Source organism: Scandinavium sp. M-37 (assembly GCF_043558715.1).
Lineage (GTDB): Bacteria > Pseudomonadota > Gammaproteobacteria > Enterobacterales > Enterobacteriaceae > Scandinavium > Scandinavium vulneris_A.
The window spans coordinates 34,133-53,298 of the sequence record NZ_JBIGIN010000015.1; the positions used below are offsets into that span (position 1 = coordinate 34,133).

Annotated in this window: 16 protein-coding genes; 7 read left to right on the forward strand and 9 right to left on the reverse strand. The window is 52.3% G+C overall.

Annotated elements, in window-relative coordinates; genetic code table 11:
* Positions 1–20 precede the first annotated feature (20 nt).
* Genes ACG0Z5_RS12545 through ACG0Z5_RS12555 form a run of 3 tightly spaced genes read left to right on the forward strand, consistent with a single transcriptional unit; the run spans position 21 to position 4,555 of the window.
* Positions 21–2,723 carry a TcfC E-set like domain-containing protein gene (locus ACG0Z5_RS12545; protein ID WP_394447805.1) on the forward strand — a complete coding sequence of 901 codons (2,703 nt, stop codon included), beginning with the start codon at positions 21–23 and terminating at the stop codon, positions 2,721–2,723.
* A gap of 1 nt (position 2,724) precedes the next feature.
* Complete coding sequence (locus ACG0Z5_RS12550; protein WP_394447807.1) at positions 2,725–3,822, forward strand: CfaE/CblD family pilus tip adhesin; 1,098 nt, start codon at positions 2,725–2,727, stop codon at positions 3,820–3,822.
* Between the two features lie 13 nt (positions 3,823–3,835).
* The gene (locus tag ACG0Z5_RS12555) at positions 3,836–4,555 is read left to right on the forward strand and encodes a hypothetical protein (protein WP_394447809.1); all 720 of its coding nucleotides are present in this window, start codon (positions 3,836–3,838) and stop codon (positions 4,553–4,555) included.
* On the opposite strand, the gene tonB is transcribed toward ACG0Z5_RS12555, so the two are convergent.
* Positions 4,552–5,283: a TonB system transport protein TonB gene (gene tonB, locus ACG0Z5_RS12560; RefSeq protein WP_394447931.1), complete on the reverse strand. Its 732-nt coding sequence runs from the start codon at positions 5,281–5,283 to the stop codon at positions 4,552–4,554. The genes ACG0Z5_RS12555 and tonB overlap by 4 nt on opposite strands.
* 221 nt (positions 5,284–5,504) lie before the next feature.
* On the opposite strand from tonB, the gene ACG0Z5_RS12565 reads away from it, so the two are divergent.
* Positions 5,505–5,801, forward strand: a complete 297-nt coding sequence (locus ACG0Z5_RS12565) for a YciI family protein (RefSeq protein ID WP_319627524.1) — start codon at positions 5,505–5,507, stop codon at positions 5,799–5,801.
* Between the two features lie 46 nt (positions 5,802–5,847).
* Here the strand turns inward: ACG0Z5_RS12565 and ACG0Z5_RS12570 are convergent, their stop codons facing one another.
* Entirely contained in the window at positions 5,848–6,021 is a 174-nt protein-coding gene (locus ACG0Z5_RS12570) for a YciY family protein (RefSeq protein WP_319627525.1), read from the reverse strand.
* A gap of 137 nt (positions 6,022–6,158) precedes the next feature.
* Between ACG0Z5_RS12570 and cls the strand changes: the two genes are divergently transcribed.
* Together cls and ACG0Z5_RS12580 are read left to right on the forward strand one after the other, a co-directional pair.
* Positions 6,159–7,619, forward strand: a complete 1,461-nt coding sequence (gene cls, locus ACG0Z5_RS12575; RefSeq protein ID WP_319627526.1) for a cardiolipin synthase — start codon at positions 6,159–6,161, stop codon at positions 7,617–7,619.
* 34 nt (positions 7,620–7,653) lie between these two features.
* On the forward strand, positions 7,654–7,983 hold the full coding sequence (locus ACG0Z5_RS12580) for an HI1450 family dsDNA-mimic protein (RefSeq protein ID WP_319627527.1): 330 nt from the start codon (positions 7,654–7,656) through the stop codon (positions 7,981–7,983).
* Positions 7,984–8,018: 35 nt separating this feature from the next.
* On the opposite strand, the gene ACG0Z5_RS12585 is transcribed toward ACG0Z5_RS12580, so the two are convergent.
* The 7 genes from ACG0Z5_RS12585 to ACG0Z5_RS12615 all read right to left on the reverse strand — a co-directional run bounded on the left by ACG0Z5_RS12585 (position 8,019) and on the right by ACG0Z5_RS12615 (position 15,938).
* On the reverse strand, positions 8,019–8,867 hold the full coding sequence (locus ACG0Z5_RS12585; protein WP_394447813.1) for an ion transporter: 849 nt from the start codon (positions 8,865–8,867) through the stop codon (positions 8,019–8,021).
* 46 nt (positions 8,868–8,913) lie between these two features.
* The gene (oppF, locus tag ACG0Z5_RS12590) at positions 8,914–9,918 is read right to left on the reverse strand and encodes a murein tripeptide/oligopeptide ABC transporter ATP-binding protein OppF (protein WP_394447815.1); all 1,005 of its coding nucleotides are present in this window, start codon (positions 9,916–9,918) and stop codon (positions 8,914–8,916) included.
* Entirely contained in the window at positions 9,915–10,925 is a 1,011-nt protein-coding gene (locus tag ACG0Z5_RS12595; protein WP_394447817.1) for an ABC transporter ATP-binding protein, read from the reverse strand. The genes oppF and ACG0Z5_RS12595 overlap by 4 nt, the downstream gene beginning before the upstream one ends.
* A gap of 11 nt (positions 10,926–10,936) precedes the next feature.
* The gene (oppC, locus tag ACG0Z5_RS12600) at positions 10,937–11,845 is read right to left on the reverse strand and encodes an oligopeptide ABC transporter permease OppC (protein WP_394447819.1); all 909 of its coding nucleotides are present in this window, start codon (positions 11,843–11,845) and stop codon (positions 10,937–10,939) included.
* Positions 11,846–11,859: 14 nt separating this feature from the next.
* Positions 11,860–12,780: an oligopeptide ABC transporter permease OppB gene (oppB, locus tag ACG0Z5_RS12605; RefSeq protein ID WP_319627532.1), complete on the reverse strand. Its 921-nt coding sequence runs from the start codon at positions 12,778–12,780 to the stop codon at positions 11,860–11,862.
* 120 nt (positions 12,781–12,900) lie between these two features.
* Positions 12,901–14,532 carry an oligopeptide ABC transporter substrate-binding protein OppA gene (gene oppA, locus ACG0Z5_RS12610; protein WP_394447822.1) on the reverse strand — a complete coding sequence of 544 codons (1,632 nt, stop codon included), beginning with the start codon at positions 14,530–14,532 and terminating at the stop codon, positions 12,901–12,903.
* A 758-nt stretch (positions 14,533–15,290) separates the two neighbouring features.
* The gene (locus ACG0Z5_RS12615) at positions 15,291–15,938 is read right to left on the reverse strand and encodes a YchE family NAAT transporter (RefSeq protein ID WP_319627534.1); all 648 of its coding nucleotides are present in this window, start codon (positions 15,936–15,938) and stop codon (positions 15,291–15,293) included.
* 477 nt (positions 15,939–16,415) lie between these two features.
* Here ACG0Z5_RS12615 and adhE point away from each other — a divergent pair, with 477 nt between their 5' ends.
* Positions 16,416–19,094: a bifunctional acetaldehyde-CoA/alcohol dehydrogenase gene (gene adhE / locus ACG0Z5_RS12620; RefSeq protein WP_394447825.1), complete on the forward strand. Its 2,679-nt coding sequence runs from the start codon at positions 16,416–16,418 to the stop codon at positions 19,092–19,094.
* Positions 19,095–19,166: the final 72 nt, after the last annotated feature.

Genomic DNA, 19,166 nt, shown 5'->3' on the forward strand with positions numbered 1-19,166 from the left:
TTTTCGCAAGGAGGAAGTGTATGAAAACCTGGAAAGCATCTTTTTGCTGCCTGGCTATTCATTTCGCCTTGTTCGGATCCACCGCATTCGCTGCATCAGATGTCCCCGCCGGTTTTGAAGAACTTGTCACCGGGCAGAAGGTCTGGATTGATGTCAATTTACTGGGACAATCGGCTGGTCTGTTTGAAGCCACTGTAACCCTCGACAGCGTGCAGTTTGTGAAACCCCTGGATGTGCTGAGCGCCTTAAATTTACCGATAAAAAAAGAGAGTCAGGAATACAAAAAACTGGCCGACCAAATTTCTCACCCCCTCCCCAGGAATGGCAACCTTGCCTGCGGTAGTAACAACAATGCGCCGGGATGTGGATTTCTGACTACCGATACTCTGGCGATCATTTACGATGAAAACGACTCGAAGGTCAGCGTATTCCTCGACAAAAAACTATTACCGGAGGGAGATAAGCATGCCCTCTATTACACCCCCACCCGCGACAGCGAAAACGCGTTTATTCATCAGCAAAATCTGAACGTGATCGCCGAGAAAGATTATAGCAATATCTCGCTGCAGGGCGCGGGGGCACTCGGCATTCTGACCAACGGTTATGTCGGTTTTGACTGGTCACTGAATGCGTATCGCAACGACGATACCACCGACCAAACCGTCAACGTGGATGATTTTTACTATCGCCAGAGCCTTGGCCAGCGCCATTATGTCCAGGCCGGGCGGATGGACTCCCGCGATTTGTCCAGCAATTTGGGCGGGAATATCAGCTTTAGCATGCTGCCCTTAGGCGCCATCGACGGCGTACGCGCTGGCAGTTCGTTGAGCTACCTGAACAGAGAAGAAGCCAGCAAAGGCTCACCCATTGTTATCCTGTTGTCGCGTAAATCCCGAGTCGATGCCTATCGCGGTAATCAGCTCCTCGGCACCTTCTATCTGGATAGCGGCTCCAACACGCTTGATACGGGTAATTTCCCGGCCGGGAGCTACAGCGTGACGCTGAAAGTCTATGAAGATAACGCCCTGGCGCGTACCGAAGTACAACCCTTCACCCGAACCGGCGGCATTGGCGATGGCCATATGCAATGGTTTATTCAGGGCGGCAAAGTCGCCAGCCAGGTGAGCAACAATGACAGCACTCACGATGAAGCCGAAAATCAGAGTGCGTTTCAGGCTGGCGCACGTCTCCCCGTCGGAACATCAACCACGTTAACCGCTGGGGTAGCGAAGATAGCCGATCGGCATTTCACTGAAGGCGACGTCGAGTGGACGCATGGCTTTGATAATCGCTTATTAGACGGGGTGGTGGATATTCAGGCCAATCTGCTGACCGGTAGCGACGGCGCGAAAGGCGATTCGGAACAGCTGAGTTACAACGATGGTTTTTCATTGAGCGTCTATCACAACGCGACCTATGGCGATGCGTGCTCGACGGACAGTGACCGTGACGATTATACCGACATTGGCTGCTATGAGACCCTGAGTGCCACGATTGCGGTGCCGGTGAAGGCATGGTCGGTGTCACTGGGCTATACGCTCAATACCAACACCAGCCTGACCAATGATAACTACGATGACTCGCGCTCCTTCGAAGACAATATGGCGAATGCTACCGAAGCGGACTCCTCCTCCCGCACGGTACAGCTCACGCTCAATCGTAGCTTTCTGTGGAGAGGCATGTCGGTCAGTACGCGCTTGGGGGCCTACAACCGTACCGGCGATGATGATGCCAATGATGATAAGGGCGTTTACCTTGGCTTTACGTTAACGCGTAGTACACCTGCCAATGATGCCGGACGATCCAGCCATACGTCAGTCAGCACCGATTACCAAAGCAGCCAATCCGGTGACGATGCGTTCAATTATTCCGCAACGCAGGACTGGAACTGGGGCAACCATAATCAACAACAGCTCGGCGTCACTGTGGGTGGCAACAATGACACCAATATGAACGCCGATGTGCATGGACATCTGAATGGGCAGTATGGCGACGCCTCGGCCACGCTGTCCGACAGTTATGACCGCTCGCAGCAAACGCATCAGGCTGCACTCAGTGGCAGCTACAGCTCATCGATGGCCCTATCGCGCTCCGGTTTTTACTGGGGCCCCGCAGGAACGGGTTCGCCAGGGGCAGCCGTTGCCGTGCGGATTAATAGCGATGATGAAGCAAATGAGGATAACGATGCCCTGGTAGATATTGACGTTGACGGTGGCGGCTCCGCCGAAATGGGCCAAGGCACAAAAGCCTTGTTCCCGGTCAATGGCTTTGAAGCAGACAACGTCTCCGTCAATGAGAACAACGATTCACGTCAAACCAGCATGGCCGATATCACCCGTGGGGCTGGCAATCAGTCGGTATTCCTGTTGCCAGGGAAAATGAAGGTTCGCGAGGTACAGATGGAATCTCATTACACCTACATTGGCACACTGCTTACCGCCACAGGTCAACCGCTAAGCGAAGGCAAAATGTTGAATGCGCATTCGTTTATCGTCGAAGAAGACGGTGGTTTCACCGCCGAACTGACCCAACAGCCGAAAAACCTCTATATGAAAAATAACAGCACGCTGTATCAGTGCCCGGTGAAAGTGGAGTCGAAACGCGACGTGGTGCGCTTTATCGGCGAAACACGCTGCTCGCCAATAACACCCGCCCAACTTCCTGAAAATTTACGCCCGGAGACATTGGCACAGCGCCAGGTCTTAGCGGATTCACGAGATTAATATGCAGAATTTCATTCGTACGTTCTTAATATGTCTGGTCATGAGCATGCTATTGCTTATAGCCTGCCCCAAAGTTAGAGCCGAAGTCGTGGAACCCACAGGGCGAGACACGACGGTGACCGAAAGCTTTGATAAAAGCGCCCCGCCTTCACAGGTGAGTATCTGGAAAGATGAATCCGGGGGCTACAACACCTCCAACCCCTCTTTATGGGGTAGAAATTATTGGGTTTGCCTTTCATCAACCGACCCACAAAACGGGGAGTGCCGTACCTCGGGTTCATGGGCGAATACTGGTGAAACAACTATCCCGTTAATATTTAAAGAAAAGCGCAGTGGTATCACCACCACGATAAACGTCAAAGGCTCCCATCATTTTGGTGCCTATGGGCCTTATCAGATATATGGTGCGACCTACTACACAAACATGCCAGAAACCAAAGCAACGTTTTATATCTCTCAAACGGAGTTAAGCAAATTTCCGGTGGGTGGGATCTGGCAGGCTGAATTGAAAGTCAATTTAATGCAATGGGACCCTTATATCGTCCTGGGTAACTGGAATGCCCATATCACCCTTAAGGTTTCAGACAATAACAATCAGCAAATCTACCTCCCTGCATTTGGCACCGCAGACCCGCATGTGGATTTAAACCTGCGCCCCCTGCCTGGCACAAAAGCGAACCAGACCATGCTCAGCGGCACTGCGACGTTGGATATGTGCCTTTATGATGGTTACAACTCTAACAGTAGCGAGTTCGTTATTTCGCCTAAAGATGATTACAACGGTCTACCCGGACGTGAATTTGGTCTGTTCTCTGTTTATCACAACGGTCAAATCGACACGGCTAACCGTATTGACTATCAACTGCAGATATTGGATCTCCTCTCAAGGAAATTTATCGAACTCGACAACTGGCAAAATTATGTTGCGACGAAAATTTCCGAGGCCCCGCTGCGATCGGTGCATCTGCCCGGCATTCCGCAAGCGGTAGCCTGTGTCCCTACGGCATTACGCTTTGTCACACCTGACTTCACTCTCACCAGCAAAACCGCCGGACGTTACACTGGCACTTTGCATCTGAAATTAACGACACAAATGTGAATCTGAGGATGCGATGAGAATAAAACTGAGCGTCTTGTTGCTGTGCGGGCTGACCTCCGCTTATCTACCCGCTATGGCTAACGTGACGATATTCCCGATGCGGGTGATGCTTAACCCGCAAGGCAGCGGCCTGGTTAACGTGATATCCAAAAGCACGGATACGCGCTTTATGTCGGTGGACGTCCGGCGGGTTGAACATCCCGCTACGACGCAAGAAAAAGAAGTGAAAGTGAAGATGGGCAGTGCAGACAGTCTGGTGGTGACGCCCGCACGCTTTGCGCTTCCCGCTGGCGCAACTCAGACGCTGCGCATTGTGAACATCCGGCCACTGTCAAAAGAGGTCTCTTACCGGGTATGGCTCAATGCTGTGCCCGGTTCCACGCCAGACATCATTGTTCCAGCAGGTAATGATGAGGTCAGCTCCGCGGTCGGGATTGAAATGAGTTGGGGGGTGGTCGTTAACGTGCCGCCGGAACATCCACAGGTCAAATGGGCAGTCGATACGTCAGCACAACGGCTCACCAATCAGGGCAATATTCACGCCGTTGTCACCCGCGTCGGCGACTGTCGCGATAACAGCCACTGTCGATGGACCAAAATCAACAAAAGCGTGTATGCCGACGAAAGCCTGGATATTCGCGCCGCCACTATCAGCGGCGCACCATCGCAGGATATCAAACTGGAATACATTGACCCTGTCAGCCAAAAAACAGTGACAATCTCCGGCGGTTAGTTAACCTGAATACCTTTCATATTAAAGACGAAGTTCATGATTAAGCCAGTACCGGGTTTACCCGGTTCGTAGCGCCATTTGCGCATCGCGGCTTTCACTTCGCGTTCAAACATGTTGGAAGGCTGAGCCGACAAAATTTCCACATTCTCAACCCGCCCATCGCCAGTGACGTCAAATTTCACCCGTACTTTGCCTTCGATGCGTAACGCATAGGCGCGAGCCGGATATTGCGGTTCACCACGGCTTAACGCACGCGGTCCGGTCGGGGCCACCGCCACAGGTTTTGTGGTGGCAGGCGCAGTGCTGGTCGCCGGACGGCTCTGGGTGGTGGAACTCTCAAACGGCGAGGCTGGACGCGGTTCCACCGGTTTAGTCTCGCGCTTGGGCTGCTCGACTTTCTTCACCGGTTTCGGTTTTGGTTTTGGCTTCGGCTTAGGTTTCGGCTCGGGCTTGTGAATCACCACCGGCGCTTCCTTCGGCGGTTCAGGCACCACTTCCGGTTCAGGTTCTGGCTCCGGTTCAACAACCGGCTGCGGTGGGGGCTGTACCGCCTGCGGTGGCTCCAGATCGGCCGGGGCGACCATCGTGACGGTGATAGGCTGCGAAGGCGCAGGCAGTTCAATAACCTGATGTACCGAGGTATAAAGCAATCCTGCCACTACGGCTCCGTGGATAGCCACAGAGAGCAATGTGGGCCACGGAAAACGGCGAGGTAAATCGAGGGTCATTGAAGTCATAATCGCTGCGGTTGAAAAATGATGCCTCGATTTTAAATGCAAATAGCAATCATATTCAATAAGCCATCTTATCCTGGGTCAACTTTCTGCAACCGTTGATGAAAAAAAGCACAGTCGTCACACGCCCGTCAGGCTTGAGGGATCTTTGCATTGCAGTCGCCAGCGCTTTGAAATAACGTGTTTCGACAATTTATCATTAAGGAGCTGTGCCCGTGCTTTATGTGATTTATGCTGAAGATGTCGCCGACTCTCTGGAAAAACGTTCGTCGGTCCGTCCTGCTCACCTCGCCCGCTTGCAGCTGCTGCATGACGAAGGCCGTCTGCTGACCGCAGGCCCGATGCCCGCCGTTGACAGTAACGATCCGGGTGTTGCCGGTTTTAAAGGTTCGACGGTGATTGCTGAATTTGAATCTATTGAAGCGGCACAGGCCTGGGCTGAAGCTGACCCGTATGTTGCCGCTGGCGTGTACGCTGAAGTGAAAGTGCGTCCGTACAAAAAAGTCTTCTGAACCGCCAAAAACAAGAGGCACCGCATGCGGTGCCCTTTTTTTGTGTTCAGAAAGTGTAGATGGCAAAAAGCAGTGAATTTCGCTGCCGAGCCCCCAGACATTTTCTGATGGCGTGGATACGCATGTTGCGTCGCGACTGGGCTTCCAGCCAACGCGCTTTACGACGGCTTGCCTGTCTCTGCATCCGCCAACGTCCCACTTCGTTTCTGCTACGCTTCATTTCAACATCTCAGAGATGAAAGAGCGCACATTATAAACCCTTGTGTCCGGGTGACCAGTGGTTTTGCCGCCTGTTTTTATTTGCCAGATGAATCCGTACGCGTAAACTCTCACGACAGGCTTTCAAAAGGATTTTTTATGACAACCTTCTACACCGTGGTGAGTTGGCTGGTCATTCTGGGGTACTGGTTGTTAATCGCAGGCGTGACGTTGCGCATCCTGATGAAACGACGCGCGGTACCTTCAGCAATGGCATGGTTGCTGATCATCTATATTCTGCCGTTGGTCGGGATCATCGCCTATCTGTCATTCGGCGAACTGCATCTGGGGAAGCGACGCGCCGAGCGCGCCCGTGCAATGTGGCCTTCTACCGCCAAGTGGCTCAACGATCTCAAAGCCTGCAATCATATCTTTGCTGAATCAAATAGCGCCGTGGCAAGCTCACTGTTCAAACTGTGTGAACGCCGCCAGGGCATCGCGGGTGTAAAGGGTAATCAGCTTCAACTGTTGACCGAATCCGATGACGTAATGCAGGCGCTGATCCGCGATATCCAGCTTGCCCGCCACAATATCGAAATGGTGTTCTACATCTGGCAGCCGGGCGGAATGGCCGATCAGGTCGCAGAATCACTCATGGCCGCCGCGCGTCGGGGCGTACACTGCCGCCTGATGCTGGATTCTGCCGGTAGCGTGGCCTTTTTCCGCAGCCCGTGGGTCACCATGATGCGCAATGCCGGTATCGAAGTGGTGGAAGCGCTGAAGGTTAACCTGATGCGTGTGTTCCTGCGCCGGATGGATCTGCGTCAGCATCGTAAAATGGTGATGATCGATAACTATATTGCCTACACTGGCAGCATGAACATGGTCGACCCGCGCTTCTTCAAGCAGGATTCAGGCGTCGGGCAGTGGGTAGATTTAATGGCCCGCATGGAAGGCCCTATCGCCACATCGATGGGCATTGTTTACTCCTGCGACTGGGAGATTGAAACCGGTAAACGCATTTTACCCCCTGCCCCTGACGCCAATATTATGCCGTTCGAGGAAGCCAGCGGGCACACAATCCATACCATCGCCTCGGGTCCCGGCTTCCCGGAAGATTTGATTCACCAGGCGCTACTCACCGCGGCCTATTCTGCACGTGAATACCTGATCATGACCACGCCCTATTTCGTGCCCAGCGATGACCTGCTGCATGCTATTTGCACCGCCGCCCAACGCGGCGTGGATGTGAGCATTATCATGCCGCATAAGAACGATTCGGTGCTGGTCGGCTGGGCCAGCCGGGCCTTCTTCACAGAACTGCTGGCGGCGGGCGTCAAAATCTATCAGTTCGAAGGGGGGTTACTGCACACCAAGAGCGTGCTGGTCGATGGCGAGCTGAGTCTGGTCGGCACCGTGAACCTCGATATGCGCAGTCTGTGGCTGAATTTCGAGATTACGCTGGCGATTGACGATGCCGGTTTTGGTGGTGATTTGGCCGCCGTACAGGACGACTATATTTCGCGTTCACGCCTGCTGGATGAGCAGCGCTGGTTAAAACGTCCGCTGTGGCATCGCGCCGCCGAGCGACTGTTTTACTTCTTTAGTCCGTTGCTGTAAAACGTGCCCATAAGCTGAAAACCTAGGTGTCATCATGGATATGGATCTAAACAATCGCCTGACCGAAGACGAAACGCTCGAGCAGGCTTACGATATTTTTCTTGAGCTGGCGGGGGATAACCTCGACCCTGCGGATATCATTCTCTTTAATTTGCAGTTTGAAGAACGTGGCGGTGCCGAGCTTTTCGACCCGGCGGAAGACTGGCAGGAACATGTCGATTTCGATTTGAATCCTGACTTCTTCGCGGAAGTGGTGATTGGCCTGGCCGACACCGACGGCGGCGATATTAACGATATCTTTGCCCGCGTTCTGCTGTGCCGCGATAAAGACCACAAAATTTGCCATATTCTGTGGCGTGAATAATCCGTAATCTCTTTTTTGCCCGATGGTGCTGATGCCTATCGGGCCTCCACGCTTTGTAATTCGGTTCCACAGGCATTACAAAAACGCGCCCCTTTATCATGCCCGGTATGCCGACAGTTTGGGCAAATACGTGCATTACGTCGGGTCTGATATTCGTTGCTCATATGGGTTGTAATCAGACCGGTTGGGATAGCGATCACCGAGTAGCCAATTAAAATCAGCATCGACGCCACCATACGCCCGACCGGGGTGTGCGGGGTAATATCGCCGTAGCCGACCGTGGTCGCCGTCACCACTGCCCAATATACCGATGCACCCAGCGTCACAAAGCCATTCTCCGGCCCTTCAATGCCGTACATCAGCGAGCCAAATACCACCATCACAATGGCAATTAAGAAATAGAACACCATCAACTGATGGCGGGCGCTGACAATCGCCAGCCAGAATATACGCAGGGACGACATATAACGCAGCAGTTTGAGCACCCGCAGGACACGAATGGTTCTCAAGGCTCGCCAGGCGAAGACATAATTAACGCCGATTTCTGGCCACAGCCACAGCACATACAGCGGCAGCACCGTCACCAAATCGATGATGCCCCAGAAGCTGAAAACATATTTTGCGGGCTGAGGCCAGCACAACACCCGAAGTAAATACTCAACGGTAAAGACCAGGGTTATCAGCAGTTCCAGATAAACAAATGCGTGCCACTGGTCGAAGGACAAATGGTAGTGGGAGTCTACTCCCGACTCGATAAAAATAATGACCACGCTGAATAACGCAAAAAAACCGCAGAGCGCCTCTATGCTGCGTCCTGAACGGGTATTTTGGTCAAAGAGAATTTGGTACAGGCGCAGGCGGAGTGAAACCGGAGCGACGGACACAATAACCTCACAATAAAAAAGGGCTGACAATTGTCAGCCCTTGAGATTATAACGGGTCAACCTTCAGACAGGAAACCGCATGTCGGAAGCTACCCTCCAGAACCGGTCGCGTTTTCGCACATTCCGGGCCAGCAATCGGACAGCGGGTGCGGAATACGCAGCCTGACGGCGGATTGATCGGCGACGGTAACTCCCCTTCGAGTAATTGTATCTTTTTGTTTTTTTCCAAATCCGGGTCAGGGATTGGCACCGCCGACATCAGGGCTTTGGTATAAGGATGCAGCGGATTGTGATACACCTCATCGTAGGTACCCAGTTCTACCGCATGGCCCAGATACATCACCAGCACGCGATCGGAAATGTGTTTTACCACGGCCAAATCATGTGCGATGAAAATCAGCGACAGCCCCATTTCACGCTGAAGCTGTTGCAGCAGGTTCACCACCTGTGCCTGAATCGACACATCCAGCGCAGACACCGGCTCATCACAGATAATCAGCTTCGGCTCAAGGATAAGCGCGCGGGCAATCCCGATACGCTGACACTGACCGCCGGAGAATTCATGCGGATAACGGTTGATGAGATTTGGCAACAGGCCGACCTTCATCATCATCGCCTTCACGCGGTCACGCACTTCCTGACGCGGCATCTTCGGGTGATAAGTGCGCAGCGGCTCGGCAATAATATCCCCGATGTTCATACGCGGGTTAAGCGATGCCAGCGGATCCTGGAAAATCATCTGAATGTCGCTGCGCACGGCACGCCACTCATCCGGTTTCATGCCCAGTAAATCTCTGCCCAGCCACGCCACTTTGCCTTCGGTGGCTTTCACCAGGCCGATAATGGCGCGGGCAAAAGTCGATTTACCGCAGCCGGATTCCCCCACCACGCCCAGGGTTTCGCCTTCGTACAGACGCAGGGTCACGCCGTCGACGGCTTTCAGGGTTTTCGAGGGCTGCCAGAACCACTGTTTGCCATCTTTAATGTCAAAATGGACTTTCAGGTCGGCAATTTCGAGCAGAACTTTTCTTTCATCAGTCACGGCGTTCATACCAGATCCCCCACCGGTTTAAAGCAGGCGCGTAAACGGCCAGGCGCAAACTCCTCCAGAGGCGGAGCAGTGTTACAGATTTCCATCGCGTGCGGGCAGCGCGGCTGGAACGGACAGCCTTTCGGCAGTCGCATCAGGTTGGGTGGGTTACCCGGAATAGTCAGCAGCGCTTCACCTTCGGCATCCAGGCGCGGCACCGCATTGAGCAGGCCCATCGAATAGGGATGTGCCGGGCTGTAAAACACATCTCGGGCCTGACCGTATTCCATGGTACGTCCGGCATACATCACCAGCACTTTGTCACAAATGCCGGCCACGACGCCGAGGTCATGGGTGATCATGATGATGGCCGTGTTGAACTCATGTTTGAGTTCATTTAGCAGGGTCATGATCTGTGCCTGCACGGTCACGTCCAGAGCAGTGGTCGGTTCATCGGCAATCAGTAGTTTTGGCCGACACAGCAGCGCCATGGCTATCATGACTCGCTGGCGCATACCGCCAGAAAACTCATGCGGGAACATACGCATACGCTTGCGCGCTTCCGGCATTTTGACCGCATCCAGCATTTTCACCGACTCTTCAAACGCTTCGGCTTTGCCCATGCCTTTATGCAGCATCAGGACTTCCATCAGCTGCTCGCCTACGCGCATGTACGGGTTCAGCGAGGTCATCGGATCCTGGAATATCATCGAAATCTGCTCAGCGCGCAGGCGGTTAAGCTCTTTCTCCGGCAGGTTGAGGATTTGGCGACCGTTAAACGCTGCCACACCATCAATGCGACCGTTCTTCGCCAGCAGTCCCATCAGGGCAAACGCGGTCTGGGATTTTCCGGAACCGGATTCGCCAACGATCCCCAGCGTTTCGCCCGCTTTGAGGCTAAAGTTAAGGTCGTTTACCGCCGTCACATCGCCATCTGCCGTGGCAAAGGTCACGCGCAAATCTTTCACATCCAGCAGCAGTCCAGACTTTTGCTGCTGTGGGGCGTTAACCATTTCAATCGTGCTCATGGCATCACTCCTTAGCGGTCTTTCGGGTCGAGGGCATCACGCAGGCCATCGCCGATAAAGTTGAAACAAAACAGGGTTACCACCAGGAAACCAGCCGGGAACATCAGCAGCCACGGAGACACTTCCATGGAGTTGGCGCCATCACTTAATAATGCGCCCCAGCTGCTGAGTGGCTCCTGGGTACCCAGACCGAGGAAGCTCAGGAACGATTCAAACAGGATCATGCTCGGCACCAGCAGTGAGGCATACACCACCACCACGCCCAGTACGTTTGGCACGATATGACGTACGACGATGTTGGCCGTAGAAACTCCGCCCACCTGTGCCGCTTCGATAAACTCTTTACGCTTCAGACTTAATGTCTGACCGCGCACGATACGCGCCATATCCAGCCAGGACACCATCCCGATAGCCACAAAAATCAGCAGGATGTTTTGACCAAAGAAGGTCACCAGCAGGATAACGAAGAACATGAACGGGAAGGAGTTCAGGATCTCCAGCAGACGCATCATCACCGAATCCACTTTTCCGCCCAGGTAGCCGGAAAGTGAGCCATACAGCGTGCCCAGAATCACCGCCACCAGCGCGGCGGCAATACCCACCATCAGAGAGATACGCCCCCCAATGGCGACACGGACCAGCAGGTCACGGCCAGAGGAGTCAGTACCAAAATAGTGACCGGACGTCATATCTGGCGCACTGGACATCATCCCCCAGTCAGTATCGAAATAGCTGAACTGCGACAGGATCGGCGCCAGGGTCACGAACAGGGCAATCACCACCAGCACACAGAGGCTGGCGACCGCGGCACGGTTATGCATAAAACGACGGCGGGCATCCTGCCAAAGGCTACGGCCTTCGACTTCCAGTTTTTCACTGAAGTGTTCCAGCGCCTCGCTGTTTTTCTTACTCAACATCATGGCGAACTCCAGTGTCAGTAACGGATTTTCGGATCGATGACGGCATACAGCACGTCGACGATCGCGTTAAACAGAATGGTCAAAGCGCCTACCAGAATCGTCAGGCTGAGCACCAACGAATAGTCGCGGTTCAGCGCGCCGTTAACGAACAGCTGGCCGATTCCCGGTAGACCATAAATGGTTTCAATCACCATCGAACCGGTAATAATCCCGACGAAAGCAGGCCCCATGTAGGAGAGCACCGGCAGCAGCGCAGGTTTCAGCGCATGACGCAGGATAATACGACGCATCGGCAGCCCCTTCGCCCGCGCGGTGCGGATGAAGTTGGAGTGCAGCACTTCAATCATTGAGCCACGGGTGATACGCGCAATGCTGGCAATATAGGCCAGGGACAGCGCCACCATTGGCAGGATCATGTATTTGAGCGCCCCGCCGTTCCAGCCCCCGCCCGGCAGCCAATGCAGCATGATGGCGAAGATCATCACCAGTAACGGTGCGACCACGAAGCTCGGGATAACCACCCCGGTCATCGCGACCCCCATCACGGCATAATCCCACTTGGTATTTTGATTGAGTGCGGCGATGACCCCTGCGGTCACCCCGAGGATTACCGCCAGGAAGAAGGCTGCAAAGCCTAATTTGGCCGACACCGGGAAGCTCGCGGCCACCAGGTCGTTGACGGAATAATCTTTATATTTGAATGACGGTCCGAAATCGCCGTGCGCCAGTTGCTTCAGATAGTTGAAGTACTGGACGCCGATCGGGTCGTTCAGGTGATATTTAGCTTCAATATTCGCCATGACTTCAGGCGGCAGCGTACGTTCCCCGGTAAATGGACTACCCGGCGCAAGACGCATCATAAAGAAGGAAATCGTAATAAGGATAAAGAGTGTCGGAATCGCTTCCAGACAGCGGCGTAAAATAAATTTCAACATTGCCCGTACCTTCTGGCGTGTGCCTTTACATGTCGCGGATCAGCCTGGCTGATGCTGTCATGTGATAGTGCGTGAAATAAGACACAGTGGGGCAACGTTACGCTGCCCCACGGATTGCCATTAATGCTTAATGATGTACAAGTCTTTGGTGTAGATATTGTCCATCGGGTCTTTACCGGTATAACCGCCAACCCACGGTTTCACCAGACGGGCGTTCACATAGTAATAAACCGGAACGATGGCAGAATCCTGACCCAGCTGCTGTTCCGCTTTGTCGTACAACGCAACACGCTGTGCTTCGTCAGTCACCTGCAGAGTCTGTTTCATGATCGCATCAAATGCCGGGCTCTTATAGTGCGCGGTGTTCATTGAGCTGTCAGACAGCATGGTGTTCAGGAAGGAAGTCGGTTCGTTATAGTCCGCACACCAGCCGGCACGCGCTACGTCGTAAGTCCCCTGATGACGGGTATCCAGGAAGGTTTTCCACTCCTGGTTCACCAGCTTCACGTTGACGCCGAGGTTTTTCTTCCAGATGGACGCGGCAGCGATAGCCAGTTTCTTATGCAAGTCAGACGTGTTGTACAGCAGATTGAAGGTCAACGGCTTATCGGCGGTGTAACCGGCTTCGGCCAGCAGTTTCTTCGCTTCTTCGTTACGCTTTTCCTGAGTCCAGGTGAACCACTCTGGTTTGGTCAGTTTTGCGCCATCGGTATATGGAGGGGTGTAACCAAACGCGGGCAAATCGCCCTGCGCTTTAACTTTGTTGGTGATGATGTCACGATCCAGACCCAGTTTCAGTGCGGTACGTACGCGCGCATCGGTGAATGGGGCTTTCTGGTTGTTGATTTCGTAGTAGTAAGTACACAGGTACGGATCAACATGTACTTCCGTTGGGATTTCTTTCTTCAGTTTCTGGAACAGCTCGATCGGCAGGTTGTTATAGGTCATGTCGATTTCGCCGCTGCGGTAGCGGTTAACGTCGGTCACTTCCGAAGAAATTGGCAGATAGGTTATCTGATCGATAACGGTATCTTTGTTATCCCAATAGTTCGGGTTACGTTCCATGACGATACGTTCGTTAACTACCCAATCTTTCAGTTTATAAGCGCCGTTGGTGACGATATTGGCAGGCTGAGTCCACTTCTCACCGAATTTTTCGATAGCGGCTTTATTCACCGGAGACATCGCCGGGTTCACCAGCAGTTTGTAGAAATAAGGAACCGGCTGGCTCAGCGTTACTTCCAGAGTGTGATCGTCGATGGCTTTCACGCCGAGTTCAGAAGTTGGTTTTTTACCGTCGATGATTTCATCAACGTTAAGGATATGACCATACTGCGGGTAGCTCGCATACGGGGACGCGGTGTTCGGGTCGACCAGACGCTGCCAGCTATAAACGAAATCTTGTGCTGTTACCGGCTCACCGTTGGACCATTTTGCGTCTTTACGCAGATGGAAGGTCCACACTTTAAAATCCTTGTTGTCCCAGCTTTCTGCCACGCCCGGGATTGGGTGGCCATCTTTGGTGGAAGTAATCAGCAGGCCTTCAAACAGGTCGCGGCTAACGTTAGCTTCCGGAACACCTTCAATTTTGTTCGGATCCAACGACTGCGGTTCTGCGCCGTTGTTACGGATCATGGTTTGCTTATCTGCCAGCTTAACGCCCGCAGGAACGTCTGCAGCCATGGCACTTCCTGCGATAAGTGCAGCGAATACGCCTGCTGCGACGAGGCTTTTTTTTGTGATGATGGACATTGTGTTGATACTCCGCTCATTATAATTGCTGGTTGTGCCAGCCTGTTTTGTTTAATCCCCTAAGGGTTTCCTGTACAGCGCAGGAGTGAATGCGGCTGTCAGGTGTACTTCTGCTATCACCGACTTCTTTTATTACGGCCACTCTTTATTCGGCAACCTTACGTCGATTCTTTAGGTCACCCCCCCTGTGGGATAACCGGCATTCTTTTCGCGTCAGGAGATTTATTTGAAAATTATTCTCATTTCCGCGTTTTGTGTCGCAATATGTCTGGGCGGAAAGTATCAAATGCATTTCTCGCCTGCCAATACAATTTGCAAATTTGTTAACCAATTCTCTTTTGTTGAGTCTGTTTCAAATGAAGCAGGTCGCTTTCTATCGCGCCAACAAGGAATTAGTTATTAAATATCATCACGTTAAAGAGATCGCCTTCTCTCAACCTACGCACACGACTGATAGGATGCCTTTTTACACAATAATTTAACAACTGATCATTATTTAGCACATTCCACTGCATCAAAGCTGAAATTACTAATAACATTTCAATTATCTCGCGGCAAGCGTAAGAGTGTCATGTTAATGAAATAACATTATTGCAAAGGGTACTACTAGAGGCTTTTATGGCTAATCGATTGATTAGCATGAAGTTAGTCAGGAATAGCGAGAGGTTATTACTAGGGGGTTTTTCAAATTTATTGATAAGTTTTGCTAATAATTGAAACAAAGAACGGGGCCGCGAAGCCCCGTTCCAGAGCCGTCATTACCCGAGCAGGCCCGGGAAAATGGATTTGATGCCCGCTACGATGAATTCGATCCCGAGTGCCATCAACAACAGCCCCATAATACGGGTAATGACGTTAATCCCGGTTTGCCCCAGCAGGCGCACCAGCCACGGCGCAATGCGGAACAATCCCCAACAGCAGGCAGCAAAAATCGCAATCGCAATGGAGAAGCCAATCAGATGGGGAATGTTGTGGTAGCGCGTACCCCAGACTATCGTCGAGCTAATTGCCCCAGGCCCCGCCATCAACGGCAACGCCAGAGGGACAACGCCCACACTTTCACGAATGGCCGTCTCTGATTTTTCCTGCTTGTTTTGCTTATCCTCGCCGAGTTTCCCGCTGATCATCGACATCGCAATGGTGACCACCAGGATACCGCCCGCAATGCGGAAAGAATCTATGGAGATCCCAAACAGCTGCAGTATACCGTCCCCCAGGAACAGTGAGGTCCACAAGATAATGGCCACCGACAGGTTCGCCGTCAGGTTGGTTTTGTTGCGCGCAGGCGCGGTTTGGTAGCTGGTCATGCTGATGAACACCGGGATGATCCCCACCGGGTTTACCAGCGCAAATAAGCCAATGAAAAATTTGATATAAGTTGGAAAATCGAACAGCGATAGAATCACGGTATCCCCGCGGCCTCATCAATTGTGGTAGTTGACGGTCATAAATCATGAAAAACGCGCTGAAGATACGCTGTTTGGCGGTATTCTTCACCACAAATCTACGATTAAACGCTACCAATACATATTGTTATGCAGATGTATAAATTATGCTACTGTAAGTCCCGTTCGAAATTACGATCTTTTAACACTTGATACAAACCGCTAAAAACGGTCTGCTGAAAGGAGTCAGCTTGGTGTAATCTTGATTTAGATCACGCAATTCGTACTCAGAAGTGGGTAATCTTAATTTCGCACCAAGGAGTAACCCGGTAACTCAATCGGGTGTAATGGAAGGCTCTTTTAGTAAATCAGTGGATTGAAGGTCGTAAGTAACCTGTTGGTTTTATGGCTCTTACGCAAGCTGTTGGCGGGCTGTCTATAATGACGTATCGCGCAGCTGATTTACTAAAAAAGTTTAACATTATCCAGGAGAGCATTATGGCTGTTACTAATGTCGCTGAACTGAACGCACTCGTCGAGCGCGTAAAAAAAGCCCAGCGTGAATATGCCAACTTCACCCAAGAACAGGTTGATAAAATCTTCCGCGCCGCCGCTCTGGCTGCTGCAGATGCTCGAATCCCTCTCGCGAAACTGGCCGTTGCCGAATCTGGCATGGGTATCGTGGAAGATAAAGTGATTAAAAACCACTTCGCTTCTGAGTATATCTACAACGCCTATAAAGATGAGAAAACCTGTGGTGTGCTGTCTGAAGACCACACTTTCGGGACTATCACCATCGCAGAGCCAATCGGCATCATTTGCGGTATCGTACCGACCACCAACCCAACCTCTACCGCTATCTTCAAATCGCTGATCAGCCTGAAGACGCGTAATGCCATCATCTTCTCTCCACACCCACGTGCAAAAGACGCGACCAACAAAGCCGCTGACATCGTACTGCAGGCTGCTATCGCTGCGGGTGCACCGAAAGACCTGATTGGTTGGATTGACCAGCCGTCCGTTGAGCTGTCTAACGCGCTGATGCATCACCCAGACATCAACATGATCCTCGCCACCGGTGGCCCGGGCATGGTTAAAGCCGCTTACAGCTCCGGTAAACCCGCTATCGGTGTAGGCGCAGGTAACACCCCTGTCGTGGTTGATGAAACCGCTGACATCAAACGTGTTGTTGCTTCTATCCTGATGTCTAAAACCTTCGATAACGGTGTCATTTGTGCTTCTGAGCAGTCCGTTATCGTAGTTGATTCTGCCTATGCTGCAGTGCGTGAGCGTTTCGCTTCCCACGGTGGTTACATGTTGCAGGGTAAAGAGCTGAAAGCTGTTCAGGACATCATCCTGAAAAATGGCGCGCTGAACGCCGCTATCGTTGGTCAGCCAGCAACGAAAATTGCTGAACTGGCAGGCTTCACTGTTCCAGCTGACACCAAAATTCTGATTGGCGAAGTGACCGTTGTTGACGAGTCTGAGCCGTTTGCTCACGAAAAACTGTCTCCGACTCTGGCAATGTATCGCGCCAAGAACTTCGAAGATGCAGTGATCAAAGCTGAAAAACTGGTTGAGATGGGCGGTATCGGCCATACCTCTTGCCTGTACACTGACCAGGACAACCAGCCAGAACGCGTTAAATTCTTCGGCGACAAAATGAAGACCGCGCGTATCCTGATTAACACCCCTGCTTCTCAGGGTGGTATCGGTGACCTGTACAACTTCAAACTCGCACCTTCCCTGACTCTGGGTTGTGGTTCATGGGGTGGTAACTCCATCTCTGAAAACGTTGGTCCAAAACACCTGATCAACAAGAAAACCGTTGCTAAGCGAGCTGAAAACATGTTGTGGCATAAACTTCCGAAATCTATCTACTTCCGCCGTGGCTCACTGCCAATCGCGCTGGATGAAGTGATTACCGATGGCCACAAACGTGCGCTGATCGTGACTGACCGCTTCCTGTTCAACAACGGCTATGCAGACCAGATCACCTCTGTTCTGAAAGCAGCTGGCGTTGAAACTGAAGTGTTCTTCGAAGTTGAAGCTGACCCAACGCTGACCGTTGTGCGTAAAGGTGCAGAATTGGCGAACTCCTTCAAACCAGACGTGATCATCGCGCTGGGTGGTGGTTCCCCGATGGATGCTGCAAAAATCATGTGGGTTATGTACGAGCACCCAGAAACCCACTTCGAAGAACTGGCGCTGCGCTTTATGGACATCCGTAAACGTATCTACAAGTTCCCGAAAATGGGCGTTAAAGCCAAAATGGTTGCGGTCACTACCACTTCCGGTACCGGTTCTGAAGTTACCCCATTTGCGGTAGTAACCGATGACGCGACTGGCCAGAAATATCCACTGGCTGACTACGCACTGACCCCGGACATGGCTATCGTTGATGCCAACCTTGTCATGGAAATGCCGAAGTCACTGTGTGCATTTGGTGGTCTGGATGCGGTAACGCACGCTCTGGAAGCTTATGTGTCCGTACTGGCATCTGAGTTCTCCGATGGTCAGGCTCTGCAGGCTCTGAAACTGCTGAAAGAAAACCTGCCAGCGTCTTACCACGAAGGGTCTAAAAACCCGGTTGCCCGTGAACGCGTTCACAACGCAGCGACTATCGCCGGTATCGCGTTTGCTAACGCCTTCCTCGGTGTGTGTCACTCCATGGCGCATAAACTGGGCTCCCAGTTCCACATTCCACACGGTCTGGCCAACGCCCTGCTGATCAGCAACGTTATCCGCTATAACGCGAATGACAACCCGACTAAGCAGACTGCATTCAGCCAGTACGATCGTCCACAGGCTCGCCGTCGTTATGCAGAAATCGCTGACCACCTGGGTCTGACGTCTACCGGTGACCGTACTGCGGCGAAGATCGAGAAACTGCTGGCATGGCTCGACAGCATCAAGGCTGAACTGGGTATTCCTAAGTCCATCCGTGAAGCTGGCGTTCAGGAAGCTGACTTCCTGGCACACGTTGACAAACTGTCTGAAGACGCGTTTGACGACCAGTGTACCGGTGCTAACCCACGCTACCCACTGATCTCCGAACTGAAACAGATCCTGATGGATACCTACTACGGTCGTGAGTTCTCTGAAGGTGATGTCGCTGAGAAGAAAGCGGCTGCACCAGCTGTTAAAGCTGACAAAAAAGCGAAGAAAACCGTTTAATTGAAAGCCCAATAAAAAACCCGCCGAAATGGCGGGTTTTTTTATGTCTGTATGCAAGAAAAAAGCGAAAGG